The sequence below is a fragment of the Mesorhizobium sp. USDA 4413 genome (genome assembly GCF_056280365.1).
The window spans coordinates 4,907,798-4,931,054 of the sequence record NZ_JBVPRP010000001.1 but is presented as its reverse complement, the minus strand read 5'-3'; the positions used below and the strand labels follow the sequence as shown (position 1 = coordinate 4,931,054).

The 23,257-nt window shown below is 61.9% G+C and carries 25 protein-coding genes, 1 tRNA gene and 1 pseudogene; 11 read left to right on the top strand and 16 right to left on the bottom strand.

Going from position 1 to position 23,257, the window contains the following annotated elements; translation table 11 throughout:
* The first annotated feature begins 11 nt into the window (after positions 1-11).
* Entirely contained in the window at positions 12-2,561 is a 2,550-nt protein-coding gene (gene secDF, locus ACVMIM_RS24270; protein WP_476114991.1) for a protein translocase subunit SecDF, read from the top strand.
* Positions 2,562-2,622: 61 nt separating this feature from the next.
* Here secDF and ACVMIM_RS24265 read toward each other — a convergent pair whose 3' ends face one another.
* On the bottom strand, positions 2,623-2,775 hold the full coding sequence (locus tag ACVMIM_RS24265) for a hypothetical protein (protein WP_476114990.1): 153 nt from the start codon (positions 2,773-2,775) through the stop codon (positions 2,623-2,625).
* Positions 2,776-2,785: 10 nt separating this feature from the next.
* Here ACVMIM_RS24265 and ACVMIM_RS24260 point away from each other — a divergent pair, with 10 nt between their 5' ends.
* The 4 genes and pseudogenes from ACVMIM_RS24260 to ACVMIM_RS24245 all read left to right on the top strand — a co-directional run bounded on the left by ACVMIM_RS24260 (position 2,786) and on the right by ACVMIM_RS24245 (position 5,497).
* Positions 2,786-3,175, top strand: a complete 390-nt coding sequence (locus tag ACVMIM_RS24260) for an Mth938-like domain-containing protein (protein WP_041004173.1) — start codon at positions 2,786-2,788, stop codon at positions 3,173-3,175.
* Positions 3,176-4,039: a phytoene/squalene synthase family protein gene (locus ACVMIM_RS24255; RefSeq protein WP_476114988.1), complete on the top strand. Its 864-nt coding sequence runs from the start codon at positions 3,176-3,178 to the stop codon at positions 4,037-4,039.
* Between the two features lie 81 nt (positions 4,040-4,120).
* Complete coding sequence (locus ACVMIM_RS24250; protein WP_476114987.1) at positions 4,121-4,546, top strand: hypothetical protein; 426 nt, start codon at positions 4,121-4,123, stop codon at positions 4,544-4,546.
* Positions 4,546-5,497 (top strand): annotated as a pseudogene (locus ACVMIM_RS24245) (sterol desaturase family protein). The gene ACVMIM_RS24250 and the pseudogene ACVMIM_RS24245 overlap by 1 nt, the downstream one beginning before the upstream one ends.
* 33 nt (positions 5,498-5,530) lie before the next feature.
* On the opposite strand, the gene ACVMIM_RS24240 reads toward ACVMIM_RS24245, so the two are convergent.
* The 5 genes from ACVMIM_RS24240 to ACVMIM_RS24220 form a co-directional block, all read right to left on the bottom strand.
* Positions 5,531-5,815 carry a type II toxin-antitoxin system ParD family antitoxin gene (locus ACVMIM_RS24240; RefSeq protein ID WP_476114986.1) on the bottom strand — a complete coding sequence of 95 codons (285 nt, stop codon included), beginning with the start codon at positions 5,813-5,815 and terminating at the stop codon, positions 5,531-5,533.
* Between the two features lie 65 nt (positions 5,816-5,880).
* Positions 5,881-6,390: a hypothetical protein gene (locus tag ACVMIM_RS24235; protein ID WP_476114985.1), complete on the bottom strand. Its 510-nt coding sequence runs from the start codon at positions 6,388-6,390 to the stop codon at positions 5,881-5,883.
* Positions 6,391-6,392: 2 nt separating this feature from the next.
* A complete protein-coding gene (gene trmFO / locus ACVMIM_RS24230) occupies positions 6,393-7,802 on the bottom strand; it encodes a methylenetetrahydrofolate--tRNA-(uracil(54)-C(5))-methyltransferase (FADH(2)-oxidizing) TrmFO (protein WP_476114984.1) in 1,410 nt (469 codons plus the stop codon).
* A gap of 400 nt (positions 7,803-8,202) precedes the next feature.
* Positions 8,203-8,343 (bottom strand): DUF1127 domain-containing protein, encoded by a 141-nt coding sequence (locus ACVMIM_RS24225; protein WP_071031998.1) that lies wholly within the window; start codon positions 8,341-8,343, stop codon positions 8,203-8,205.
* Between the two features lie 50 nt (positions 8,344-8,393).
* Positions 8,394-8,534 (bottom strand): DUF1127 domain-containing protein, encoded by a 141-nt coding sequence (locus tag ACVMIM_RS24220; RefSeq protein WP_071031999.1) that lies wholly within the window; start codon positions 8,532-8,534, stop codon positions 8,394-8,396.
* Positions 8,535-8,769: 235 nt separating this feature from the next.
* Between ACVMIM_RS24220 and ACVMIM_RS24215 the strand changes: the two genes are divergently transcribed.
* Together ACVMIM_RS24215 and ACVMIM_RS24210 are read left to right on the top strand one after the other, a co-directional pair.
* On the top strand, positions 8,770-9,888 hold the full coding sequence (locus tag ACVMIM_RS24215; protein ID WP_476114983.1) for a DUF2157 domain-containing protein: 1,119 nt from the start codon (positions 8,770-8,772) through the stop codon (positions 9,886-9,888).
* The gene (locus ACVMIM_RS24210) at positions 9,885-10,466 is read left to right on the top strand and encodes a GDYXXLXY domain-containing protein (RefSeq protein WP_476114982.1); all 582 of its coding nucleotides are present in this window, start codon (positions 9,885-9,887) and stop codon (positions 10,464-10,466) included. The genes ACVMIM_RS24215 and ACVMIM_RS24210 overlap by 4 nt, the downstream gene beginning before the upstream one ends.
* Before the next feature lie 53 nt (positions 10,467-10,519).
* On the opposite strand, the gene ACVMIM_RS24205 is transcribed toward ACVMIM_RS24210, so the two are convergent.
* Both ACVMIM_RS24205 and ACVMIM_RS24200 read right to left on the bottom strand, forming a co-directional pair.
* Positions 10,520-11,446, bottom strand: coding sequence for a COG3904 family protein (locus ACVMIM_RS24205; RefSeq protein ID WP_476114981.1), 927 nt, complete (start codon positions 11,444-11,446; stop codon positions 10,520-10,522).
* A gap of 325 nt (positions 11,447-11,771) precedes the next feature.
* Positions 11,772-11,856, bottom strand: a tRNA-Leu gene (locus ACVMIM_RS24200).
* 341 nt (positions 11,857-12,197) lie between these two features.
* Between ACVMIM_RS24200 and tig the strand changes: the two genes are divergently transcribed.
* The 4 genes from tig (at position 12,198) to ACVMIM_RS24180 (ending at position 16,300) form a co-directional block, all read left to right on the top strand.
* Positions 12,198-13,697, top strand: a complete 1,500-nt coding sequence (gene tig, locus ACVMIM_RS24195) for a trigger factor (RefSeq protein WP_476114980.1) — start codon at positions 12,198-12,200, stop codon at positions 13,695-13,697.
* Between the two features lie 176 nt (positions 13,698-13,873).
* On the top strand, positions 13,874-14,401 hold the full coding sequence (locus tag ACVMIM_RS24190) for a hypothetical protein (protein ID WP_476114979.1): 528 nt from the start codon (positions 13,874-13,876) through the stop codon (positions 14,399-14,401).
* Between the two features lie 231 nt (positions 14,402-14,632).
* Positions 14,633-15,013, top strand: coding sequence for a c-type cytochrome (locus ACVMIM_RS24185; RefSeq protein ID WP_476117348.1), 381 nt, complete (start codon positions 14,633-14,635; stop codon positions 15,011-15,013).
* Positions 15,014-15,481: 468 nt separating this feature from the next.
* Positions 15,482-16,300 carry a DUF2189 domain-containing protein gene (locus ACVMIM_RS24180; protein WP_476117346.1) on the top strand — a complete coding sequence of 273 codons (819 nt, stop codon included), beginning with the start codon at positions 15,482-15,484 and terminating at the stop codon, positions 16,298-16,300.
* Between the two features lie 40 nt (positions 16,301-16,340).
* Here ACVMIM_RS24180 and ACVMIM_RS24175 read toward each other — a convergent pair whose 3' ends face one another.
* The 8 genes from ACVMIM_RS24175 to map form a co-directional block, all read right to left on the bottom strand.
* Positions 16,341-16,814: an aminoacyl-tRNA deacylase gene (locus tag ACVMIM_RS24175; RefSeq protein WP_476114978.1), complete on the bottom strand. Its 474-nt coding sequence runs from the start codon at positions 16,812-16,814 to the stop codon at positions 16,341-16,343.
* A gap of 128 nt (positions 16,815-16,942) precedes the next feature.
* The gene (locus ACVMIM_RS24170; protein ID WP_476114977.1) at positions 16,943-17,332 is read right to left on the bottom strand and encodes a cytochrome C oxidase subunit IV family protein; all 390 of its coding nucleotides are present in this window, start codon (positions 17,330-17,332) and stop codon (positions 16,943-16,945) included.
* A 27-nt stretch (positions 17,333-17,359) separates the two neighbouring features.
* Positions 17,360-18,079, bottom strand: a complete 720-nt coding sequence (locus ACVMIM_RS24165; RefSeq protein WP_476114976.1) for a heme-copper oxidase subunit III family protein — start codon at positions 18,077-18,079, stop codon at positions 17,360-17,362.
* A gap of 10 nt (positions 18,080-18,089) precedes the next feature.
* Positions 18,090-18,794, bottom strand: coding sequence for a cytochrome c oxidase subunit 3 (locus tag ACVMIM_RS24160; RefSeq protein ID WP_476114975.1), 705 nt, complete (start codon positions 18,792-18,794; stop codon positions 18,090-18,092).
* Positions 18,791-20,560 carry a cytochrome c oxidase subunit I gene (gene ctaD / locus ACVMIM_RS24155; RefSeq protein WP_476114973.1) on the bottom strand — a complete coding sequence of 590 codons (1,770 nt, stop codon included), beginning with the start codon at positions 20,558-20,560 and terminating at the stop codon, positions 18,791-18,793. The genes ACVMIM_RS24160 and ctaD overlap by 4 nt, the downstream gene beginning before the upstream one ends.
* 21 nt (positions 20,561-20,581) lie before the next feature.
* A complete protein-coding gene (locus ACVMIM_RS24150) occupies positions 20,582-21,466 on the bottom strand; it encodes a cytochrome c oxidase subunit II (protein WP_476114972.1) in 885 nt (294 codons plus the stop codon).
* 147 nt (positions 21,467-21,613) lie between these two features.
* Complete coding sequence (gene radC / locus ACVMIM_RS24145) at positions 21,614-22,375, bottom strand: RadC family protein (protein WP_476114971.1); 762 nt, start codon at positions 22,373-22,375, stop codon at positions 21,614-21,616.
* 34 nt (positions 22,376-22,409) lie between these two features.
* The gene (map, locus tag ACVMIM_RS24140; RefSeq protein ID WP_041004380.1) at positions 22,410-23,237 is read right to left on the bottom strand and encodes a type I methionyl aminopeptidase; all 828 of its coding nucleotides are present in this window, start codon (positions 23,235-23,237) and stop codon (positions 22,410-22,412) included.
* Positions 23,238-23,257: the final 20 nt, after the last annotated feature.

Genomic DNA, 23,257 nt, shown 5'->3' with positions numbered 1-23,257 from the left:
GATAAGAACGAATGCTTTATTTTTCGCGCCTGAAGATGATCCTGATCTGGCTCGCCGTGGCCATCACAGTGATCCTTGCCGCGCCCAACCTTTTCCCGGCAAGCATGCTGGCGCAATTGCCAAGCTGGGTGCCGAAGCGGCAGATGACGCTCGGCCTCGATCTTCAGGGCGGGTCCCACATCCTGCTCCAGATGGATCAGAACGATCTGATCAAGGATCAACTGGAGACGACACGCGACGAGATCAGGACGCTGCTGCGCGATGCCAAGATCCAATATACCGGACTTGGTGGAACGGGCCGCACCGTGCAGGTGCGCATCAACGATCCGAGCCAGGTCGAAGCCGCAAAAACGGCGTTGAAGCCGATAACCAATCCGGTCACGGCTGGCCTCTTTACCGGCGGCTCCGTCCAGTCGATGACCCTCGACGATTCCGAGCCCGGATTGCTGAAGTTCACCGTCACGGATGCAGGCATCAAATACCGCACGTCGACGGCGTTGTCGCAGGCGATCGAGGTGGTGGAGCGGCGTGTCAATGCGCTCGGCACGACGGAACCGATCGTGCAGCGGCAGGGCGACGATCGCATTCTGGTTCAGGTGCCCGGACTGCAGAATCCGCAAAGGCTCAAGGACATCATCGGCCAGACCGCCAAGCTGACGTTCCAGATGGTCGATACGTCGGTGCCGGTCCAGGACGCGATCAAGAACCGCCCGCCGCCTGGCGATTCCGTCCTCTATTCGCAGGACGATCCTCCCGTTCCTTATCTGGTCGAAAACCGCGTCATCGTGTCGGGTGAAGACCTGTCGCAGGCGACGCCGACCTATAATTCGCAGACAAACGAGCCGGTCGTTTCGTTCACCTTCAATTCCCGCGGCGCGACGCGGTTCGGCCAGGCGACCCAGCAGAATGTTGGCAAGCCATTTGCCATCGTGCTCGACAACCAGGTGATCTCGGCGCCGGTTATCCGCGAACCTATCCTTGGCGGCAGCGGTCAGATCTCCGGCAATTTCACGGCCGAAAGCGCCAACGACCTTGCCGTGCTGTTGCGTGCGGGCGCACTGCCGGCAAAGCTGACCATCATAGAGGAGCGCACGGTCGGGCCGGGCCTTGGCCAGGACTCGATCCATGCAGGTAAAATCGCCGGCGTGATCGGCTCGATCCTCGTCGTCGCCTTCATGTTCGTCGCCTACGGCTTCCTCGGCTTCCTGGCCAACGTCGCTTTGGCCGTCCACGTGGCGATGATCGTGGCCGTGCTGTCGCTGCTCGGCGCGACGCTGACCTTGCCTGGCATCGCGGGTATCGTGCTCACCATCGGCATGGCGGTGGACTCCAACGTTCTGATCTATGAGCGCATCCGCGAGGAGCGACGACTTGGCCGCTCGGTGATCCAGTCGATCGATACCGGCTTCTCCAAGGCGCTGGCGACGATCGTCGATTCCAACGTCACCTCGCTGATCGCCACGGTGGTGCTGTTCTGGCTGGGCACCGGCCCGGTCAAGGGCTTCGCCATCACCTATGCGATCGGCATTCTGACCACGGTCTTCACCGCCTTCACCTTCACCCGCATGCTGGTGTCGATCTGGCTGCGCCGCGCTCGGCCGAAGGAACTGCCGCGCGCCCCGGTCACCTTTATTCCGCCGGGCACGAAGATCCCGTTCATGGGCATCCGCCGCTGGACCTTCGCTTTGTCCAGCCTGTTGTCGGTCCTGTCGGTGATCGGATTCCTGACCATCGACATCAATTACGGCATCGACTTCAAGGGCGGCTCGATGATCGAGGTGCAGGCGAAGCAGGGCAACGCCGATCTCGGCGACATCCGCAACAGGCTGTCCGAGCTCAACATCGGCGAGATCCAGGTGCAGCAGTTCGGCGCGCCGAACGACGTCTTGATCCGTGTCGGCACGCAGGACGCCGGCGAGAATGCCGAGCAGACCGTCATCGACAAGGTGCGGGGCGAGCTGCAGGATCAATATGATTTCCGCCGCGTCGAAGTGGTCGGCCCGACAGTGTCCGGCGAACTTGCCAAGCAGGGCACGATCGCCATGCTGATCGCGCTGGTCGGCATCCTGCTCTATGTCTGGTTCCGCTTCGAATGGCAGTTCGCGGTCGGCGCCATCATTGCCACGGTGCACGATGTGGTGATGACGATCGGCTTCTTCGTCCTGACCGGGCTGGAGTTCAACCAGTCGTCGCTGGCGGCGATCCTGACCATTATCGGCTATTCGCTGAATGACACGATCGTGGTCTATGACCGCGTCCGCGAGGATCTGCGAAAATACAAGAAGATGCCGTTGCCGCAGCTCTTGAACAACGCCATCAACGAGACGCTGTCTCGAACCACGCTGACATCGGTCACCACCATCCTGGCGCTGTTGGCGCTGGTGCTGTTCGGCGGCGAGGTGATCCGCTCCTTCACGCTGGCGATGCTGTTCGGCGTGGTGTTCGGTACCTATTCGTCGATCTTCATCGCGGCACCGCTGCTGATCCTGTTCCGGTTGCGGCCGCAGGCCACCACCGAAGAGGAAAAGAAGCCGGTGAACGGCAAGCCCGTGGCGACCTGACGCGGTCAACGCCGGATGATTCAGTTCGAATCGACCTGAAATCATCCGGCTCTAGCGCGGTTCAGCGTTTCACGGAATAGCCGAACCGCTCTAAGTATTTGTTCGCGCGCAATTCTGGGCGGAAAACCGCTATGTACTTTTCCGGGAATTGCGCCCAATCAAAGAGATAGAGCATGATGTCGTCCGGAAACCGCTTCACATTTTTCGGCATCATGCTCTAGACCATGGCCAAAGGAATTATCATCCGCGAGGCGCATTTCCCAGGCAAGGCGCCGATCGAAGCCTATGGCAATGGCGGCTTCCGCTTTGCCGACATGTCGCATCGCGGATCGCTGCTCGTCCTGCCGTCGGGCATCCATGGCTGGGAGCCCGCCGATCCGCTGGCGCTGAAGGCCGCCGATTTCGACAAGCTGTTCGCCGAGGCCGGCAAGGTGGAGATCCTGCTGGTCGGCATGGGCAAGGATTTGCGGCCGCTGCCGGCGGCGCTACGCGCCGCACTCAAGGAGGCCGGCATCGCCGCCGACCCGATGTCGACCGGAGCGGCGGTGCGGACCTACAATGTGCTGCTCGCCGAAGACCGCGCCGTGGCAGCGGCGCTGATCGCCGTCGACTGAATGGCCGGCGCTTCCAACATCGTGACGGGCGACATCGTCATGGATGCGGTCCGCGCCGCCGACCATGACCGCTATCTGTCGGCGCTCTATGCGCCCGCCGACAAGCGCAACGCGCTGCTCGCGCTTTACGCCTTCAACGCCGAGGTCGCGAGCGTGCGCGACCGCATCCACGAGCCGCTGCCGGGTGAGGTCAGGCTGCAATGGTGGCGCGACGTCATTTCGGCCGAAGGGGATGCCGAGACGGGCCATCCGATTGCCGATGCCCTACGCGCGACGATCGCCGCCAATCATCTGCCGAAGACTGCCTTCGGGAACACGCTCGAGGCGCGGATCTTCGATCTCTATGACGATCCAATGCCGTCGCGGACCGACCTTGAGGGCTATTGCGGCGAAACGGCCGCGGCGCTGATCCAGCTTGCGGCGATGGTGCTCGATCCGGTCGCGGCGCCGGGCTTCGCCGAGCTGGCGGGACGAGCCGGTTGTGCGCAGGCCATTACCGGCCTGCTGCTTCTGTTGCCGCTGCATCGTGGACGCGGCCAGTGCTTTGTGCCCGGCGACATACTGGCGGCGGCCGGCACGACGCCGGAAGAGTTCGTCAAAGGAGAGGGCGAGACTGCCGCGGAGCGCGCGGTGGCGGCGATGGTCGCGCTGGCGCGGGAGCATCTCAACGCCTTCGAGAAGAGTGCGCCGGCGCTTCCGGTTTCGCTGCGCCCTGCATTCCTGCCGCTGGCGCTGACGCGCGCCTATCTCGACAAGATGGAAAGGGCGGGCAGTTCGGCGCCCAGCAGGACGATAGCGCTCTCCACCCTGCACCGGCACTGGCTGCTCCTGCGTCACGCGATGCGGGGCTGGACGCCCCTTTGACGTAAACGTCAATCGTGCTAGGGGTTCTCTTGAGTGGACTCGCGTCAAAGAAATGCGGGCCGCCGGAGGAACCGCCTTTCCATGAGCCTGCCAGTCCTGGTCGTTCTTGTCGTGGTCGGCATCGCGTTGTCGGTCGCGGCCGTGCATTTCACCGGCGGCACGACAACCGCGACGCTTGCCGGCGCGGATCAGGCGCTCGCACGCTTTACCGAGGACTTTCCCGACGAAAGGCCGGGAGCCGTGCGGCTGACAGCCGACAACCATACCGCCTTTCTCGATCTCGGCGCGCAGCGTTGCGGCATTGTCCAGAGCATAGGCGATTGTTTTCTGACGCGTATCGTCACGCCGCAAGACCTTCTAGCGCTGGCCAGGGAAGGGGATGCGGTGTCGCTGCGGCTGAAGGACTTCACCTGGAAAGGTGGGCGGTTTGCTTTTGCCAACGAAGCCGATGCGCGAGCCGTAGCGGCGGCGCTGCAGAACGATGATCGGATCCGGGAGGCGGCGTGATGGATCAGTATGATTTCCCGCAGGTCACCCAGCTTGCGATCCCCTTCTTCGTCGCGGCGATTCTGATCGAGCTGTGGCTGGTGCGCACCGGCCGCGCCAGAGGGATCGTTCGAGACGCGCGATACGCTGACGAGCCTGATGCTGGGAACGGGCAATGTCGTCGCCGGCCTGCTGCTCGGCGTGGTGTCCTACTGGGCGCTGCTGTGGCTCTGGCAGTTCCGCTTCTTCAATCTCGGCCTGTCGATCTGGGTGTTCGTCGCCGCTTTTCTGCTCGATGACTTGCGCTACTACGTCTATCACCGCATCGCGCACCGGGTGCGCTGGGCGTGGGCCGAGCATGTCAACCATCACTCCAGCCAGCATTACAATCTCTCGACGGCATTGAGGCAGAGCTGGACCGGCCTGTTCACCTTCACCTTCATCCTGCAGGCGCCGCTGGTGCTGCTCGGCTTTCATCCGGCGGTGATCGCCTTCGTCTTCGGCTTCAACCTGGTCTGGCAGTTCTGGATCCACACCGAGACGATCGGCAAGATGTGGGGCTGGTTCGAGTTCATCTTCAACACGCCCTCGCACCACCGCGTCCACCACGCCACCAACCCGCGCTATCTCGACGCCAATTACGCCGGCACGCTGATCATCTGGGACCGCATGTTCGGCACCTTCGTCGAGGAGCTGGAAGAAGATCGGCCGCGCTACGGCATCGTCAAGAATATCGGCACCTTCAACCCGCTAAAGGTGGCGTTCCACGAATGGATCGGCATGTTCAAGGATGCGCTGGCGCCCGAGCTGACGTTCCGTCAGCGGCTGAACTACCTGATTCAGCCGCCGGGCTGGAGCCATGACGGCTCAAGAGATACGTCGGAGACGCTGAAAGCGGCCTATGTGCGGAGGAATCCGGGAGAGGCGGGGAAGCCGGGATTGCCGGCGGCGGGTGCCGCGCCGGCGGAGTAGTTAGCCGTCAGGCTTGTCCGTTCGAATCATCAGTCAGAGAGCCGTCTGCGCCTCTTGTCCGCTGGGCGAAGAGCTCTCGCAGCCGGCGTCGACTTCTTCCACCGGGACCCTTGGCCTGGGGTCCTCAAGCGAAGCCTTCACCCGCGCGCGGATCGAGGCCATGCGCTCGGCATGCTCTTCCTCCTCGCGCTGGAAGGCGCGCAAGGCCGCGCGGATAACCTCGCTCGCCGAGCCGAAGGAGCCGTCCTCGACCTTTTCGCGGATCATCCGTGCCATAGCCGGTGTGACGGTGACGGACAGTTTTTCGGCTGTTTCCATGGCAGCACTCCTGGATGGGAGTAGGATACTATCCTACTCCTTCTAGGTCAAAACACCCGCGCTATTTAGCTGATGCGCTGACCGGAGCCGAGGTAGCGTCCTGATTCACCGCCCATTTCGTCGGTGAAATTGGCCTCTAGTTCTACCAGAGCGTCGACAACAGCCGGCGCCTCGGAACCAGGTGTATCTCGCGAAAATCGGGCCATGACATAGGCGCCATGCGGGTGTGACGGGTCGAGGCGGGCCTGGATGCTCCAGAACGGTGCCAGGCGATAAAGTGTCTTCATGAAATCGAGAAAGAACCGATCGGTATAGGGCCCACCTAGTCGCTGCAACGCAACGATCCTCTGCAAGTTCGGGTCGCTGTCTTCCTCTTTCTCGATTGTCCAGCCCTTACCTCCGTGCGGCTGGCCGATAAGCGCCTCTAGCGCGGGTATGTGGACCTTGCGAAATTTCTGCAGGTTGTTGCATCTGATGTAGATGCTCCACATGATCTCGTAGTTGCCGGTGAAAGGTTCACCGGTTGTCTGATAACCCGGCGGCAGAAGCTGCGGCATACCGGAGAGCTTGGCCACGACTACTCCGCCGCCTGAGCTTGCATCGGCAACCCCAGCCATGCCCTGCAATCGGCCAGCGCGCGCGAGGTGATCGCGTGCCTTTTGGCGACGGTCTTGTCCTTGCCGCGCAGGCGCTTGCCTTCGGCCTTCGGCGGTTCGACGGGCGGGAATAGGCCGAAATTGACGTTCATCGGCTGGAAGGAGCGTTTGCCGGGCTCGTCGTCCGAAACGATGTGGCCGCCGGTGATGTGATTGAGCAGCGCGCCGAAGGCGGTGGTCGCGGGCGGCAGTGACGGCGCCTGGCCGAGCCGTTCTGCGGCGGCGAAGCGGCCAGCAAGCAGGCCTATTGCCGCGCTTTCGACATAGCCTTCGCAGCCGGTGATCTGGCCGGCGAAGCGCAGGCCGGGGCGCGATTTGAGCTGCAGCGAAGGATCGAGCAGCGTCGGCGAGTTGATGTAGGTGTTGCGGTGCAGGCCGCCGAGCCGTGCAAAGTCGGCGTTTTCCAGCCCCGGAATGGTGCGGAAGATGCGCACCTGCTCGGCATGCTTCAGCTTGGTCTGGAAGCCGACCATGTTGTAGAGCGTGCCCAGCGCATTGTCCTGGCGAAGCTGCACCACCGCATAGGCCTTGACCGAGGGATTATGGACGTTGGTCAGCCCCATCGGCTTCATCGGCCCGTAGCGCAGCGTCTCGACGCCGCGCTCGGCCATCACTTCGATCGGCAGGCAGCCGTCGAAATAGGGCGTGCCTTCCCACTCCTTGAACTCGGTTTTTTGCCCTTCCAGCAGCGCCGCCACGAAGGCGAGATACTGGTCCTTGTCCATTGGGCAGTTGATATAGTCCTTGCCGGTGCCGCCGGGCCCGACCTTGTCGTAGCGCGACTGGAACCAGGCCGTATTCATGTCGATCGTGTCGAAATGCACGATCGGCGCGATTGCGTCGAAGAAGGCCAGCGCATCTGCGCCGGTGGCCTCCGCGATCGACTGCGCCAGCGAAGGCGCCGTCAGCGGGCCGGTGGCGATGATCGCCTGATCCCAATCCTTGGGCGGCAGGCCCGGCACTTCCTCGCGCTGGATGGTGATCAGCGGATGCGCTTCGATCTTCGCGGTGACCGCGTCGGAAAAGCCGTCGCGGTCGACAGCAAGCGCGCCACCCGCCGGCACCTGGTTGGCATCGCCGGCGCTCATGATCAGCGAGCCGGCGAGCCGCATTTCGGCATGGAGCAGGCCGACGGCGTTGTTTTCGGCGTCGTCCGAGCGGAAGGAGTTCGAGCAGACGAGCTCGGCCAGGCCGTCGGTCTTATGCGCGTCGGTGCCGCGCACCGGGCGCATTTCATGCAGCACGACCGGGACGCCGGCTTGCGCGATCTGCCATGCGGCCTCGGAGCCGGCGAGGCCGCCGCCGATGACGTGTACGGGATTTTTGCTCATGAGCGCCGAAATAATCGCTTGAGGACGCGATTGCAATTGCCGGCGGAAAACGCACCAGGCCGGTGCCTGCGCCAAAAACAACAACACCCGCCGGGGGAGGAGGTCCGGCGGGTGTCGTTTTGGGGGTCGACCCTCGGGAGGAGGAGAAGATCGACCATATTCGCCATCGCCGGGGAGGAGGTCGGCTTTGACGAAATCTCTTTCGCCTTTTTAGAAGGGCGAAACCTTCGAAGACGAACTATGTTCGCTTGGAAGACGAACTTCGTTCGCTTCTGAACAACGCCCGCCGGGGGAGGAGGTCCGGCGGGCGCCGTTTCGGTGGTCAACCCTTGGGAGGAGGTAAGGGTTGGCCGTATCCGTCAGGGTCGGGGAGGAGGTCGACCCTGGCGAAATTCCCTACTTAGATCGCCTTGCGGGCGACCATCTTGATCTCGTCGCGAACGATGCCGAGATCATGGAGCTGGCGGTTCGAAAGCCGACCCAGCTCAGCAACGGTGTCGCGGTAGACGCGCCAGTTGCGATAGCTGCGGATCAGGTTCATTGTCTTGCTCTCTTCAAAACTGGTTCGGACCATTTGCGGTCCGAAGCGGATTAGACCGCCTTGCGGGCGACGTAGTGGATGTCGCTGCGGCTGATGCCGAGGTCGGTCAGTTCACGGTTCGACAGGCGGCTCAGCTCGGAAACGGTTTCCCGGTAGCGGCGCCAGTTGCGGTAGTTGCGGATCAGGTTCATGGTAGTTCTCGTTTTCGTCTTTAGTTCGGGTCATTCCGTTTGTGTACGAACGGAAAATAGGTGGGATCGTATCGGTTTAAAAGTGCCGTTGGCGCATGGCAGCAATGCAAATTGTGCAATGCAACATTAACGGCCATTCACGCCTGCGTCACAAAGAAGGCCGAATCGGAAAATGGCGCAGCGTCAACGGCTTGGCTGTTCCGGCTAAGGACATGACCGGGGCCGGGGGGAAAGCATGGCGGGCTATGCGACACGGGTGAGGGCGGATATCGCGCGCTGGCGGGAGGCCGGGCTGATCGATCCCGCCACGGCGGAGGCGTTGACGCGCGACGTCTCCGCCAACGAGCGCGCGTCGCTGACTTTCGGCTCCATCCTGGCGATGATGGCAGCACTTCTGTTCGGCGCCGCGATCCTGATCTTCGTCGCCGCGAATTGGGAGGCCATCCCGCGTCTCGCTCGCGTGGCGGCGCTGTTTGCGTTCATCCTCGCCGGCTATGTCGGCGGCGCGGTGCTGAAGACACGCGATCATGCCGCGATCGGCGAGGCGCTGTGGATTATCGCGGCCGCCGCTTTCGGCGGATCGATCGCGCTGATCGGCCAGATGTATCACCTCTCGGGCGACGAGACCTCGGCGCTGGTGACATGGTGCGCGGGCACGGCACTGGCGGCGGTGGCGCTGCGTTCCAACCCGCTGACGGTGGCTGCGATCGGCATTGCGGATGCCTGGCTGATGCTCAAGGGGTTCGGCTTCTACTGGCGCGCGGAAATTCCGCATCTCTTCACCGTCATGGCGGTCGTCCTGTTCGCCATCTCGTTCTGGACGCGCAGCCGGGCCGCGCGCCACCTCATCATTTTGTCGGTCATCCTCTATCTGGTTTTGTTGGCGACCGATCACGACACGCTGCCGGTAGCGATTTCGCTGGCCATCGCCTCAGGACTACTCTTTGCCGCTTCGGTCTTTGCCGGCGACCCGATCGACAGGATCCTTCGGCTGGGTGGCCGGCTGCCCTTGCACGCCTTGCTCGGCTTCCTCACCGGCATGGCAATCATCCAGTTCGATCTGGCGGATGAAAGCACCTACAACAGCGGTTTCGCCGTCGCCTCCGTGGTGGCTCTCGCCGGCATCGTCGCGGCGATCATGCTGGCGGGCCGTGAGAGCAGGGGGCTGCGCTGGCTGGCCTATGCCGGCTTCGCCTTCGAACTCGCCATTATCTATGGCGTAACCTTGCGGTCGATGCTGGATACCGCCGGCTTCTTCCTGGCGGCGGCCGTGCTGCTCGGTATCCTGGCGCTCATCATCATCCGCATCGAGAAGCGCATGAAAGCGCCTGCCGAGACAGGAGCAGCGGCATGACCGGCAAGAAACTCATCATCTCGGCGCTGATGCTGGCGCTTGTCCAGATCGGCTTCCTTAGCTGGATCATCGCCGGCCGGGCCGCGATCCTGCGCAACGGCAGGGAAGTGCTCCTGAAAGTCGAGCCGGTCGATCCGCGCGATCTTCTGCGCGGCGACTATATCTCGCTCAACAACAACATTTCGCGCATCCCTGTGAAGCTCATCGCGAACATCCCGCAAGGCAAGTTCACCAGCGATGACACATCGATCGTGGTGCGGCTGAAGAAGGGCGCCGACCGCTATTGGCAGCCGACCGCGGCATGGTTCGGCAAGGCGCCGTCACCGGCAGGCGAGGGCGAAGCGGACATTGCCGGCCATGTCGCGGAGGGCTGGGGCCTTCGTGATCCGGAAGCGACGATCGCGCCCGACTACGGGATCGACCGCTTCTACCTGCCGGAAGGCGAAGGCGTGGCGATCCAGGACGACATTCGCGTGCGGCCATTCGGCATCAAGCTCGCGCTCGCGCCCGACGGCACGGCGCAGATCAAGGCGCTGATGGACGGCGACAAGACGCTGTTCGAGGAGCCGCTTTATTAGAGCGTTCAAGGGCTGTGGTCGTCAGCGGCAGTCCGTATTGATGATGGTCCCGGTTAACGTTGAATGGTGCCGGTCTCCGCGATGATTTTGGGATAGGGACCGATCGATATCGTATAGCTGAAGTTGGCAGAGCCTTTTTCCTGCTTCGAAGGGCTGCGCACAACCCAGTCGTAGATGCCGGAGACCATGCAGCGATCGTTGGCGCAGGTCACCGCAATGCTTTCATCGCGGACGTTAGACACGCGGTCGGGCCACTGCTTGTAATAGTTCCTCTTGTTCTGAATGATCGACCTCAAGCTCGTCGGCTTGCCATAATAATCGACTTTGGGAGCATAGGACGCCTGGGCTTGGGCAATCGCGAAATCGTCGTTGTCGCCGTGATGCTCAATGAGATCCCTGACGAAGGCGACCGCAATGCCCTCCGGCTCCTGCCTGGCCTCGGGTGCAGGAGCAGATTCCGGGACCGGATTTGGCACGGTTGGCACTTGCGACGTATCTGTGGGTGGTTGGTTCGCCGCAACATTGGTCACACGCAATTCAGCCATTTCGCCGGCCGATAGATATCTTAGGTCGCGCTTGCCGTAGGTCGAAGCCAATTCGATCAGCTTGGGGTCCACTCCCATCTCGATGACATAGGATATGATTGCGGCCGTTCCGAACTGGACACGGGCCTCGGCTTCCTGGGTGGACATCCCGTCAGCCGGTTTGAGAAATGCCCGGTGAATGCCGATAGAACGTGGTTCGGCGAAACGGTGGATGCCACCCAGGAAAGCCAGTGAGCAGGCTGAAGCGCACTGCAGTTGGTGAACCTGAAGCGTATCCAATCCCGCTGCGCGGATCATACGCCCCAACCGAATGGCACTCCCGACGTTGCCGCCAGGGGAGTTAAATACAATCACCCTGGCTCCGCTGCTCACAACCGCGCGGTTAAATTCATTCAAGGATTGATTGGCGTCGAACTCACCGGAGACAACGAGCATTGGCCGCTGACCCGGAGGAGAAGCCGGAGTGTACTCCAAAGCCTTGACCTGAGACGTCGCTGCCGCGACAACGGATCCGACCCCCAGAAACAGAGAAACTATGCGCACAACCTGACAGAGCCCCAACCTGCCTGTCGCAACTAAGAACCTCTTAACGGGCTCTTTCAAGGGCATTTGATGCGCAAAAGGTCGTAGCTAGCCGAGCATGAAGGCCTTGCTCGCGCCGCCAAATGGCTCCGGTCCTTTTAGCCAAGGCTTCGGAAAGGTCCTTGCCTGTGACTGATCTCCAGGTGGCCTGCCACCCGAAGCTCGTCAGAGCGAAAGGTGGTGCGGATGAAGGGACTCGAACCCCCACGCCTTTCGGCACTGGAACCTAAATCCAGGGCGTCTACCAATTCCGCCACATCCGCTTTCCCCGGCAATCCCATGTAGCCATCATTCTGTCAATGTCGGGTCTCAATCCATGCTTATGGGCTGGAAGCGAAGATAGTTGAAAATTAGCCTAGCCTGTGACAAAAGGCGTGTCGAATGTGACGGAACGTGAATTTCCGCTTCGGCAAAATGTGAAAAGTTGCAGGAAAAACAAGAGTTTATTCGCATTTTGCAAGCTTAATTCAGGGGAATTTGAACCGCATCGGCGGTCAAATCGCCGGGTTCCGTACCAAAAGCCATTTCCGGCAAGATCATACCGGCAGGCTGTAAACGGCTGAAACCGTTTGGCAGTCTCATTGGTGAAAACAAAGGTTCTAGGATGCAGGTCACCGAAACGCTCAACTCCGGTCTCAAGCGCGAGATCAAGATCACCGTGCCGGCCGGTGACATGGAAGCCAAGCTGATGGCGCGGCTGAACGATGCCCGCGGCAAGGTGCGCATCAACGGCTTCCGCCCGGGCAAGGTGCCGGTGCAGCATCTGCGCAAGATGTATGGCAAGTCGTTCATGGCCGAGGTCGTCAACGAGATCCTCAACGACTCGACCCGGTCGATCATCTCGGGGCGCGGCGAAAAGGCCGCCATGCAGCCCGAAGTGATCATGACCGAGGACGAGAAGGAGGCCGAGAAGATCCTGGCCGGCGGCGCCGACTTCGAATTCAGCCTCAACTACGAGGTCATCCCGGCGATCGAGGTCAAGGATTTCTCCGACATCAAGGTGACGCGTCAGGTCTATGACGTGCCGGAGCAGGAAGTCGACGATCAGGTCAAGCGCGTTGCCGAATCGGCGCGCAGCTACGAGCCGAAGGCCGGCAAGGCCGCCGAGGGCGACCGCGTGAGCATCGACTATGTCGGCAAGATCGGCGGCGAAGCCTTCGCCGGCGGCGCTGGCACCGACCAGCCGCTGGTGCTCGGCTCCAAGGAGTTCATCCCGGGCTTCGAGGATCAGCTGATCGGCACGAAGGCCGGCGACGAGAAGCAGATCACCGTCACATTCCCCGAAAACTACCAGGCGGCGCACCTGGCCGGCAAGGAAGCCACGTTCGACGTCACCGTCAAGGAAGTGTCGGCACCCGGCGCGCTCGAAATCAATGACGAGACAGCCAAGAATCTCGGTCTGGAATCGCTCGAGCGCCTGCGCGAGATCGTGCGCGGCCAGCTCGAGAATCAGTTTGGCTCGATGACTCGCCAGAAGGTGAAGCGCCAGCTTCTCGACCAGCTCGACGCATCCTACTCCTTCGAGGCGCCATCGAAGCTCGTCGAGGCCGAGTTCAACAACATCTGGGCTCAGGTCAACCGCGATCTCGAGGCCGCCGGCCGTACCTTCGCCGACGAAGAGACGACGGAAGAAGAGGCGCGCGCCGAATATATGCGCCTTGCCGAACGCCGCGTGCGCCTTGGCCTGGTTCTGGCCGAGATCGGCGAGAAGGCCGGCGTCACCGTGTCGGACGAGGAACTGCAGCGCGGCCTGTTCGAACAGGTGCGCCGTTTCCCGGCCAACCAGCAGCAGGAAGCCTTCGAGTTCTATCGCAGCAATCCGGAAGCCATCAGCGCGCTGCGGGCGCCGATGTTCGAGGAGAAGGTCGTCGACTATCTGCTCGGCCAGATTTCGGTCACTGACGTCAAGGTCGGCAAGGACGAGCTGATGGCTGACGACGAAGAGGCCGAAACCGCGACCAAGGCGAAGCCGGCCAAGAAGGCCTCCTCGAAGAAGGCCGAACCCAAGGCAAGTGAGGCAAAGGCGGACGAAGCCGCCGGCGAGGCCGAGGAGCCGAAGAAGAAGGCCGCGCCGAAGAAGAAGGCTGCCAAGGAAGCCGAGTAACGAGTTTCGATATCGCGATTTAGAGAGGCCGCCTTCGGGCGGCCTTTTCATTAGGATCTGCTTCATTGTGGCGGCGCGGCAACACAAGCAATCTGTCTTGATGGTCCGCTGCTGGCGATACCAGCCGTTGAACATTATCTGCGTTTCATCGCATTCGCGGGTGTTTGGAGGCATTGGTGAGGCTGGCGTTCATGATGAGAGACGTGGTCGCCGCCGCGGCGCTCTTGTTTGCCGCAGCAACCGGCACCGCGCCGGCCGAGCCGAATCTCGGCAATTGGAGCGTGGGCGCCGGCGACAATGGTCAGATCACGGCATCGCTGCACGCCAGCAACAAGCTGATCACCGGGGGCGGAGCCCTGGGCTACAGCCCGGTGCTCACCTTGGCTTGCCGGCCCGACGGCGAACCGCGTTGGAGCGAATGGCTCCAGCTCAACGACGCCGTCTCCGCCAGCCGAAAGATCACCATCTCCGTCATTGTCGACGGCGGCGGGAAAACCGATGAAAGCTGGTCGGTCGGCCCGCAGGGCAGAAGGCTGTTCAGGGATGGAGACGACGGCATCAGGCGTCTGGTTTCGGCGAGCCGGCTGACGCTGTCATGGCGCTTCGGCCTGCTGTCAGGCCGCGGCGAAGCCGATTTCGAGCTCGCCGGTCTTCCGGAGGCGATCGGGCAGATCGCGGCGAGCTGCAAAACCGATCCGCCCTGATCGCTGCCGTTCAGAACAGGCTTTCACCGCTTTTGCCCTTTGGGCAGCTACTCCTCAGCGCACGGCCTAACCCTTCGCAAAAACTGGCTTTTTGTACCCATTGGGTCAATTCTGTGGTATACAGGTGCCGCAATTCCACTGAAGAGACGCGGACGCCTGCCATGCAGGGTACGCCAGCGGACTGGCGTGGCGCGGATCGTCCGGCGTAAACGACGATCGGGAGGAAGTGCCATGCGCGCAACTGCGCTTTTCATCGTCTTGTCGGCTACGACCCTCTTTGCAAGCCCATCGCAGGCGCAGGACGCCGCCGCAGGCGAGAAGGTGTTCACAAAGTGCAAGGTTTGCCACGTTGCCGACCAGGACCAGAATAAGGTCGGCCCGTCTCTGCACGGCGTCATCGGGCGCACCGCGGGCACGCATCCCGGTTTCACCTATTCCACGGCAATGATCGAGGCCGGAAAATCCGGCATCAAATGGGACGAGCCTACGCTGACAAAATATCTTCACGACCCCAAGGCGATGGTCAAAGGGACGAAAATGGCGTTTCCCGGCCTCAAGAACGATCAGGACATAGCCAATGTCATCGCTTACCTGAAACAGTTCTCCAAGTAAGCCGCCCGTTCCAGCCCGGTCGCCGGCTCGCCGACCGAAACCGCCGGCAGTTGCGCTGCCGAATGTCGCGTCCGCGCCGTCACGCTGGCAGCGCAAAGAATCCCAACACCAGCAGAATGACTATGCCAAAGCCGAGTATGAGTAGCGTCCGCGTGTCCATGACGTTCGCCTTCGACCGGGCGCATGACCCCGAAAATCGGGAAAGGATCAAGCGCCAATCAAAGTGATCCAGCGTCCCTTGCGCGCTCCAGAGGGCGCGCAGCGCTGTACAAGAATACCGCAAAAAAACCTCTGGAACCAGCATCGAGCCCTGGCCGGCCGCCGCACCCGTTTAAATGAAAAGACGACAAATCGGGCGCGAAGGAGTATGTTGGCTGCGGGTGCAGGTCGCGGTTTGCGTGGCCGGCCATGCAAAGCGGTGGCACCGCGAATCCGCGACCTTGCCGGACCTGGTCTGGAGGAATGGTCATGGCAAGCTTTCACGTGATTGCAGGCGCCAGCGAAACGCTGGAGCATACCAGAGTCAGAAAGATCGGCATTTCCGATCTTTTCGATGCGCTCAGGCGCGGTGTCGACGACTTCATGGTCAAACCCTCGCACATTGTGTTTTTATGCATGATCTATCCGCTGGTCGGCGTGGTGCTTGCCACTTGGACATCGGGAGCAAACGCGCTGCCGCTGCTGTTTCCGCTGGTGTCCGGCTTTGCACTGATCGGTCCGTTCGCGGCGATCGGCCTGTACGAGATCAGCCGCAGACGGGAAGCCGGGCTCGATGCATCCTGGAGCCATGCTTTCGAGGTCAGGAATTCCCCGGCGCTGCCGGCCATCGCCGCGGTCGGGATCATGCTGTTTGCGATCTTCGTCGCGTGGCTTTTGACCGCCAAGCTCTTCTACGAGTACCTGTTCGGTCCCGAGCCGCCGGCGTCGCTGTCCAGCTTCATAGCGGAAATATTCGCCACCGGACGCGGCTGGACTTTGATCGTGCTGGGTCACGTCATAGGGTTCGTATTCGCCGTGGTCGTGTTGTGCACCACCGTGGTCGCTTTCCCGCTGCTGCTCGATCGCGATGTCGGCGCCTATGAGGCCATCCACACTTCGGTACGCGTGGTCCTGGCGAACCCGATTGTGATGGCTCTCTGGGGACTTATCGTCGCTGTTGGGCTCATTATCGGCTCTTTGCCCATTTTTGCAGGGCTGGCCGTCGTGCTACCGATCCTCGGCCACTCCACCTGGCATGTTTACCGCAAGGTCGTAGAACCGGCAGCCGTCCCAAGACCGTCGACGTAAGCAGGCCCTGACGTGACGCACCGGCGAAAGTGTCGGTGCGTCAGAAGGCCGGATGGCTGAAGCGCGCCTGGCGGGCGTCCATCGTCAGGTTGCGGAAATCTTTGCCGCTGACATGCACAAGCGTCTTGTGGTCGCCGCCCTCGAAATAGATATCGGCGGCATCGCGCAGGCTTTCGTCCAGAATGACCGGCACATCATACGCCGCACCGATCGGCGGTATGGCGCCGATGTCGCAATCGTCGAAGAGCGATACAACTTCGTCTTCGGAAGCGAGGCCGAGGCGCTTGTCCATGACGTCCTGCAGCTTGCCGAGTTCGATCCTGTGGGTGCTTGGCACCACGGCCAGTGCATAACCGAGTTCGTGATGAACGACCACGGATTTCGCCATGATGCTGCCGGGCACGTGCGCGGCAATGGCGGCCTGCCTGCTGGTGGCAGTTCGATGATGCCCGACGGTATCGTAGGGGATGCCCTTGCCGTCGATAAACTCTCTCAGTCTGTTTGCTATCGTCATTGTCCGCGTCCTTTGCTTGAGTTGACGGCGCGTACGCCAAACCAAAAATGGGCCGGCGGCCTGTTATTCAAGGCATCGGAGCCGGCCGTCCCGGCTGCTCATACTGCGGCTGGCCCCCGCATCGAGTGTCAGGGGCCAGGCCCGAAAAAGGCGATACGGGTCAGCAGCGTATAGTCAGCCTCGAAGACCATCATCGTCACGAAAACCAGCACCAATATCGGCGGCAGGATGATTGCATACATCATCGCCAGCCGCTCCCAGGCCATGTGCATGAAGACGGCGACGATCAGTCCTGCCTTGAGCATCATGAAGATCAGGATCAGCGACCACCTGAGATAGCCGTGGAGACCGAAATAGTCGACCAGATAGGAGCAGGTGCTGAGAACGAACAGCCACGCCCAGACCACCAGATAAAGCTTGATCGGGTGCTCCTGATGCGTCTCCGCCTTGCCGGCGATCGCTGCGTCATGGGGATGCAGTGCGTGTTGTCCGAGACCGTTTGCGGTTGCTTCAGCCATGTCTGCCTCTCAACAAAGGCCGCCTTCTCACCAAAGATAGAAGAAGGCGAAAATGAACACCCAGACCAGGTCGACGAAGTGCCAGTAGAGTCCCATGATCTCGACATTCTCGTAGCGGCCGCGGCGACTGGTGAAAAACCCGGGTCGTCCGATGTCGAAATCGCCGCGCCAGACTTTTCGCGCCACGATGATCAGGAAGATCACGCCGATGGTCACGTGAGTGCCGTGGAAGCCGGTGATCATGAAAAAGCAGGAGCCGAATTGCGCGGCTCCCCAGGGATTGCCCCACGGCCGGACCCCTTCGGTAATCAGCTTGGTCCATTCGAAGGCCTGCATGCCGACGAAGGTCGCGCCGAGCGCGGCGGTCAAAAGCATCAGGATCGCGGTCTTGCGGCGATCGCGGCGGTAGCCGAAATTGACGGCCATGGCCATGGTTCCGCTGCTCGAGATCAGAACGAAAGTCATGATGGCGATCAGGATCAGCGGGATCTCCGAGCCGCCGATGCGCAAGGCGAAGACCTCGCTCGGATTCGGCCAGGGCACGCGCGTGGACATCCGCGCCGTCATGTATGAAAGCAGGAAACAACCGAAAATGAATGTGTCGCTGAGCAGGAAGATCCACATCATGGCCTTGCCCCAGGACACGTTCTTGAACGCGCGCTGATCCGAAGCCCAGTCGGCGGCAATTCCCCGCCAGCCGTCCGGGCGGCTCAACTGGCCGGTCTGCGTCAGTGTCGTTTCGGCCATCGCCAGTCTCCTAGGTCAGCAGCCGTTGGCAAATGCTCACGAACGTCGCCGCCCAACCAGCCAGGACGGCGAAGATGCACAGCCAGACGAAAAGCAGGAAATGCCAATACATGGCGCAGAGCTCGACGCTGAGGCGCAGCCGCTCCAGCCGCTTTCCGTCCCAGGCACCGGCGCTCGTCCTGCCAAGGCCGACCAGCCCGCCCAGTATGTGCAGGCCATGCATCGCCGTGATCAGATAGAAGAAGCTGTTGGCCGGGTTGGAGGCCAGCAGGTAGCCGTCTTCGGTCAGTTGCCGCCAGGCCATCAACTGGCCGGCGAGGAAGGCGAGGGCGGTCAGTCCCGCCGTCGCAAGTCCAAGCCTGACCATATCCACCTGGCCCCGCCGCGCGGCGACGACGGCGCATTGCAGCGCGACGCTGCTCAGTACCAGCACGCCGGTGTTGAGCCAGAGCAGGCGCGGCAGCGGCAGCGGCCGCCAGTCAGACAGGCCCATGCGCATGAGGTAGGCGCTGGTGAATAGCGAGAACAGGCAGCCGACGACGGCGAGGAAGACGCCGAGACCGATCTTGGCGGTGGGCAGGGCCGACCGGTCGAAGCCGGCAAAGTCCCCGGCCACGCCTTGCTCCAGCCACGGCTTTGCTGTCAGCCGCTGATGCGAAAGCCACCAAGCGGCAAAGCCGGCTATCACCAACAAGAAGACCAGGATGACGCTCATGCCGGCTCCCTGGAGGGCCCGAAGGTGCCCGGCACGTTCTGCGGGATGAAGTCTTCCTTGGCGCCCGGCACGCTGTAGTCGTAGGCCCACCGATAGACGATCGGCAGTTCCTTGCCGAAATTGCCGTGTGCCGGCGGCGTCTCAGGCGTCTGCCATTCGAGCGTCGTTGCCCGCCACGGATTGCCGCCGGCCTCGCGGCCATGGCGGATGCTCCAGATCAGGTTGAACAGGAACACCATCTGGGCGAAGCCGACGATGAAGGCCATGATGGAAATGAACGAGTTCAGATGGTGGGCCGATTCCGTCATGATGGTCATGTCGGTCAGTTCGGCGTAACGGCGCGGAATGCCCATCAAGCCGAGATAGTGCATGGGGAAGAAAATCAGATAGGCGCCGAGGAAGGTCACCCAGAAATGGAAGCGGCCGAGCGTCTCATCCAGCATCCGTCCGGTGACCTTCGGATACCAGTGATAGATCGCGCCGAAGATCACCAGGATCGGTGCGACGCCCATGACCATGTGGAAATGTGCGACGACGAACATCGTATCCGATAGCGGCACGTCGACGACGACATTGCCGAGGAACAGCCCTGTCAGCCCGCCATTGACGAAGGTGACGATGAAGGCGAGCGCGAACAGCATGGGGACGGTGAGGTGGATGTCGCCGCGCCACAACGTCAGCACCCAATTATAGACCTTGATCGCGGTCGGCACGGCAATGATCAAGGTCGTGGTGGCAAAGAAAAATCCGAAATAGGGATTCATGCCGCTGACATACATGTGATGCGCCCAGACGACGAAGCTCAGTGCGCCGATGGCGATGATCGCCCACACCATCATGCGGTAGCCGAAGATGTTCTTGCGCGCATGTGTGCTGATCAGGTCGGACACGATGCCGAAAGCCGGCAGCGCCACGATGTAAACTTCCGGGTGGCCGAAAAACCAGAACAGATGCTGAAAAAGGATCGGGCTCCCGCCATTGTGCTGCGACTGCTCACCCATCTCGACGATTGCAGGCATGAAGAACGAGGTGCCGAGCAGACGGTCGAGCAGCATCATCACACAAGCAACGAACAGTGCCGGGAAGGCGAGAAGCGCCATGACGGTGGCGGTGAAGATGCCCCAGACGGTGAGCGGCAGGCGCATCAAGGTCATGCCGCGCGTGCGGCCCTGCAGCACCGTCACCACATAATTCAGGCCACCCATGGTGAAGCCGATGATAAACAGAATGAGTGAGGAGAGCATCAGGATGATGCCCCAGTCCTGGCCCCCCGGCGTGCCGCTCGTGATCGCCTGCGGCGGGTAGAGCGTCCAGCCCGCGCCCGTCGGCCCACCCGGGGCAAAGAAGCTCGAGACCAGGACCAGCACGGCGAGCAGATAGACCCAGTAGCTCAGCATGTTGACATAGGGGAACACCATGTCGCGGGCGCCGACCATCAGCGGGATGAGATAGTTGCCGAAGCCGCCGAGGAAGAGCGCGGTGAGCAGGTAGATCACCATGATCATGCCGTGCATGGTGATGAACTGGTAGTAAGCCTCCGGAGTGATGAAGTCGAACGTACCGGGAAAGCCGAGCTGCAGGCGCATCAGCCACGACAGCACCAGGGCCACAAGCCCGATCGCGGTTGCCGTCGCCGAGTACTGGACCGCTATGACCTTGGCGTCCTGCGAGAAGACGTATTTCGTCCACCAGCTGTGCGGATGATAGAGTTCCATCTCCCCGACTTCGGCGGGCGGAACGGCATCTGCGGGTGTGACGTCGACCATGGGAGCACCTCCGTGCCCTGTTCAGCGGGCCTCGAGCATTTCGAGTTTTGCCGCGACGTCCAAACCGGACGCCATCGTCTTTTCTGACGGTTGGTTCGCCGAGCCTGTTTGCTTGGGCGCGGACAATTGCGCAAAGGTCTGTTGCTGGCCGAGCCAGGCCAGATAGTCTTGCTCGGTGTCGACCATGACGACGCCATGCATGAGCGGATGTCCCTGGCCGCACAGCTCAGCGCACAGAACCTGGAAGGTTCCGGTCCTGGTCGGGGTGAACCAGAAATAGGTGACCGAACCCGGGATCATGTCCATCTTGGCCCGGAATTCCGGGATGTAGAAATCGTGCAGCACGTCGATGGAGCGCAACAGGACCTTGACCGGCTTGCCTACCGGCAAGTGCAGGTCTGCGGCCTCGACCACGATATCGTCCTGGCCGTTGGGGTCGCCGGGTGCGATGCCAAGCGGGTTTTCAGCCGATACGTCGCGAGTGTCGGATGTGCCGAGCTTGCCGTCCTTGCCGGGCAGGCGGAAGCTCCATTGCCATTGCTGGGCGACAACCTCGATATCGGCCGCCTCGCGCGGGACGTTGACGAAGTGGTTCCAGACGAACAGGCCAGGGACCAGCAAGGCGGTGACGCCGAGCGCGGTGCCCGCGGTCAGCCACGATTCGAGCCGCTTGTTCTCGGGTTCGTAGGCGGCGCGGTTGCCTTCGCGATGGCGGAAGCGGAACACGCAATAGGCCATGAAAAGTACAACGGCGGCGAAGACGACGCCGGTGATCCAGAAGCTGATGATGATGGTGTTGTCGATATAGTCCCAGTTCGACGCAATCGGCGTCCACCACCATGGGCTCAGGAAGTGGAACAACACCGAGCCCACGACGATCAAAACGAGTACAAGCGCGATGGCCATGTCCCGTCCTCCGGTATTTCATGGAAGCGCGAAGCATCCTCGGGGAAATACCAAGCCCATCATGCTTGATTTCCTGCTGAAATTCCAGAGCCGACTATCTGATGAGGCGACGATGTCCCGGCAATTCCGAAATGTCGGGCAAACGCCTCAAATCAGCAGCAGTCCCTTCATCGAAGCATTGCCCTTGCGGCCGATGATGATGTGGTCGTGCACGGCAATGCCGAGCGGCTTGGCCGTGTCGATGATCTGCTTGGTCATCTCGATATCCGCGCGCGACGGCGTCGGATCGCCCGAAGGGTGGTTGTGCACCAGGATGACGGCGCTGGCGGAAAGTTCCAGCGCGCGCTTCACCACCTCGCGCGGATAGACCGGCGTGTGGTCGACAGTGCCGGTCTGCTGCACCTCGTCGGCAATGAGTCCATTCTTCTTGTCGAGGAACAGGATGCGAAACTGCTCGCGGTTCTCGAAGGCCATGGCCGAGCGGCAATAGTCGAGCAGTTGCGTCCAGTTGGACAGGACCTCGCGGCCGCGCACCTCGCCGCGCGCCATGCGTTGGGCTGTCGCTGCGATGACCTTGAGATCGGTCGCGACCGTCGGCCCGATGCCTTTGACTTCCTCAAGCAGGGATGCCGGCGCGCCCAGCACCTCGGCCAGCGAGCCGAAGCGGGCAATCAGCGCTTTGGCGATCGGCTTGGTGTCGACGCGCGGGATCAGCCGGAAGAGCAGCAGCTCGAGCAATTCATAGTCGGGCAGGGCGTCCGGTCCGCCGGCGACGAAACGTTCGCGCAGGCGGTCGCGATGGCCGTGATAATGTGGCTTTTCCGCTGCTGCGGCTTTTTTCGGCGCCGTCTTGGGCGGCTCGACCCAGCCTTCGGAAAAGAATGCCCGCTCGTCCTCGACTTTGCCCATGTTCGCCCGCTCCCCCTCAGGCTTGGTCGAAGTTCTAGGCTGGCAGGCCGGGGCGGTCGAGCTTTTTCGGCGACAGCGTGAATATCTCGCAGCCGCTGTCGGTGACGCCGATCGTGTGCTCGTACTGCGCCGACAGCGAGCGGTCGCGCGTGACCGCCGTCCAGCCGTCCGACAGAACCTTCACATGCGGCCGGCCGAGATTGATCATCGGCTCGACGGTGAAGATCATGCCGGGACGCATCTCGACGCCTTCATTGACGGTGCCGTAATGCAGGATGTTCGGCGCGTCGTGGAAAAGCTGGCCGACACCGTGGCCGCAGAAATCGCGCACCACCGAGCAGCGCTCGGCCTCGGCATAGGTCTGGATCGCGGCGCCGATAGCGCCGGTGCGGGCGCCGGGCTTGATTGCGGCGATGCCCCGCATGAGGCATTCGTAAGTCACTTCGAGCAAGCGCTCGGCGGCCCGCTTGATCGTGCCCACCGGATACATGCGCGAGGAATCGCCGTGCCAGCCGTCGAGGATATAGGTGACGTCGATGTTGACGATGTCGCCTTCCTTCAGCGGCTTGTTGTCGGGAATGCCGTGGCAGACGACATGGTTGATAGAGGTGCAGGACGACTTGGTGTAGCCGCGATAGTTGAGCGTCGCCGGCAGAGCGCCGTGGTCCATGCCGAACTCGAAGACGAAGCGGTCGATCGCTTCCGTCGTCACGCCGGGCTTCACCATCGGCACGAGCTCGTCGAGGCAGCGCGCTGTGAGATCGCAGGCCCTGCGCATGCCGGCAAAGCCTTCCTCGCCATAAAGGCGGATCTGGCCCGTGTTTCGAAGGGGCGCGGTGGAGGCGTCGAGATAGGTAACCATTCTTGTCCGTTTGCCAGCGA

Excerpts from the sequence above, each read along its gene's own strand:
- ACVMIM_RS24215 (WP_476114983.1), top strand. The coding sequence starts at position 8,770 with ATGGCGGGCTATGCGACACGGGTGAGGGCGGATATCGCGCGCTGGCGG.
- tig (WP_476114980.1), top strand. The coding sequence starts at position 12,198 with ATGCAGGTCACCGAAACGCTCAACTCCGGTCTCAAGCGCGAGATCAAG.
- ACVMIM_RS24220 (WP_071031999.1), bottom strand. The coding sequence starts at position 8,534 with ATGAACCTGATCCGCAACTACCGCAACTGGCGCCGCTACCGGGAAACC.
- ACVMIM_RS24265 (WP_476114990.1), bottom strand. The coding sequence starts at position 2,775 with ATGATGCCGAAAAATGTGAAGCGGTTTCCGGACGACATCATGCTCTAT.
- ACVMIM_RS24225 (WP_071031998.1), bottom strand. The coding sequence starts at position 8,343 with ATGAACCTGATCCGCAGCTATCGCAACTGGCGCGTCTACCGCGACACC.
- ACVMIM_RS24150 (WP_476114972.1), bottom strand. The coding sequence starts at position 21,466 with ATGGCCATCGCGCTTGTACTCGTTTTGATCGTCGTGGGCTCGGTGTTG.
- ACVMIM_RS24185 (WP_476117348.1), top strand. The coding sequence starts at position 14,633 with ATGCGCGCAACTGCGCTTTTCATCGTCTTGTCGGCTACGACCCTCTTT.
- ACVMIM_RS24165 (WP_476114976.1), bottom strand. The coding sequence starts at position 18,079 with ATGGCCGAAACGACACTGACGCAGACCGGCCAGTTGAGCCGCCCGGAC.
- trmFO (WP_476114984.1), bottom strand. The coding sequence starts at position 7,802 with ATGAGCAAAAATCCCGTACACGTCATCGGCGGCGGCCTCGCCGGCTCC.
- ACVMIM_RS24210 (WP_476114982.1), top strand. The coding sequence starts at position 9,885 with ATGACCGGCAAGAAACTCATCATCTCGGCGCTGATGCTGGCGCTTGTC.
- ctaD (WP_476114973.1), bottom strand. The coding sequence starts at position 20,560 with ATGGTCGACGTCACACCCGCAGATGCCGTTCCGCCCGCCGAAGTCGGG.
- ACVMIM_RS24255 (WP_476114988.1), top strand. The coding sequence starts at position 3,176 with ATGGCCGGCGCTTCCAACATCGTGACGGGCGACATCGTCATGGATGCG.
- map (WP_041004380.1), bottom strand. The coding sequence starts at position 23,237 with ATGGTTACCTATCTCGACGCCTCCACCGCGCCCCTTCGAAACACGGGC.
- ACVMIM_RS24170 (WP_476114977.1), bottom strand. The coding sequence starts at position 17,332 with ATGGCTGAAGCAACCGCAAACGGTCTCGGACAACACGCACTGCATCCC.
- ACVMIM_RS24175 (WP_476114978.1), bottom strand. The coding sequence starts at position 16,814 with ATGACGATAGCAAACAGACTGAGAGAGTTTATCGACGGCAAGGGCATC.
- ACVMIM_RS24180 (WP_476117346.1), top strand. The coding sequence starts at position 15,482 with ATGGCAAGCTTTCACGTGATTGCAGGCGCCAGCGAAACGCTGGAGCAT.
- ACVMIM_RS24240 (WP_476114986.1), bottom strand. The coding sequence starts at position 5,815 with ATGGAAACAGCCGAAAAACTGTCCGTCACCGTCACACCGGCTATGGCA.
- ACVMIM_RS24205 (WP_476114981.1), bottom strand. The coding sequence starts at position 11,446 with ATGCTCGTTGTCTCCGGTGAGTTCGACGCCAATCAATCCTTGAATGAA.
- radC (WP_476114971.1), bottom strand. The coding sequence starts at position 22,375 with ATGGGCAAAGTCGAGGACGAGCGGGCATTCTTTTCCGAAGGCTGGGTC.
- ACVMIM_RS24160 (WP_476114975.1), bottom strand. The coding sequence starts at position 18,794 with ATGAGCGTCATCCTGGTCTTCTTGTTGGTGATAGCCGGCTTTGCCGCT.
- ACVMIM_RS24260 (WP_041004173.1), top strand. The coding sequence starts at position 2,786 with ATGGCCAAAGGAATTATCATCCGCGAGGCGCATTTCCCAGGCAAGGCG.
- secDF (WP_476114991.1), top strand. The coding sequence starts at position 12 with ATGCTTTATTTTTCGCGCCTGAAGATGATCCTGATCTGGCTCGCCGTG.
- ACVMIM_RS24250 (WP_476114987.1), top strand. The coding sequence starts at position 4,121 with ATGAGCCTGCCAGTCCTGGTCGTTCTTGTCGTGGTCGGCATCGCGTTG.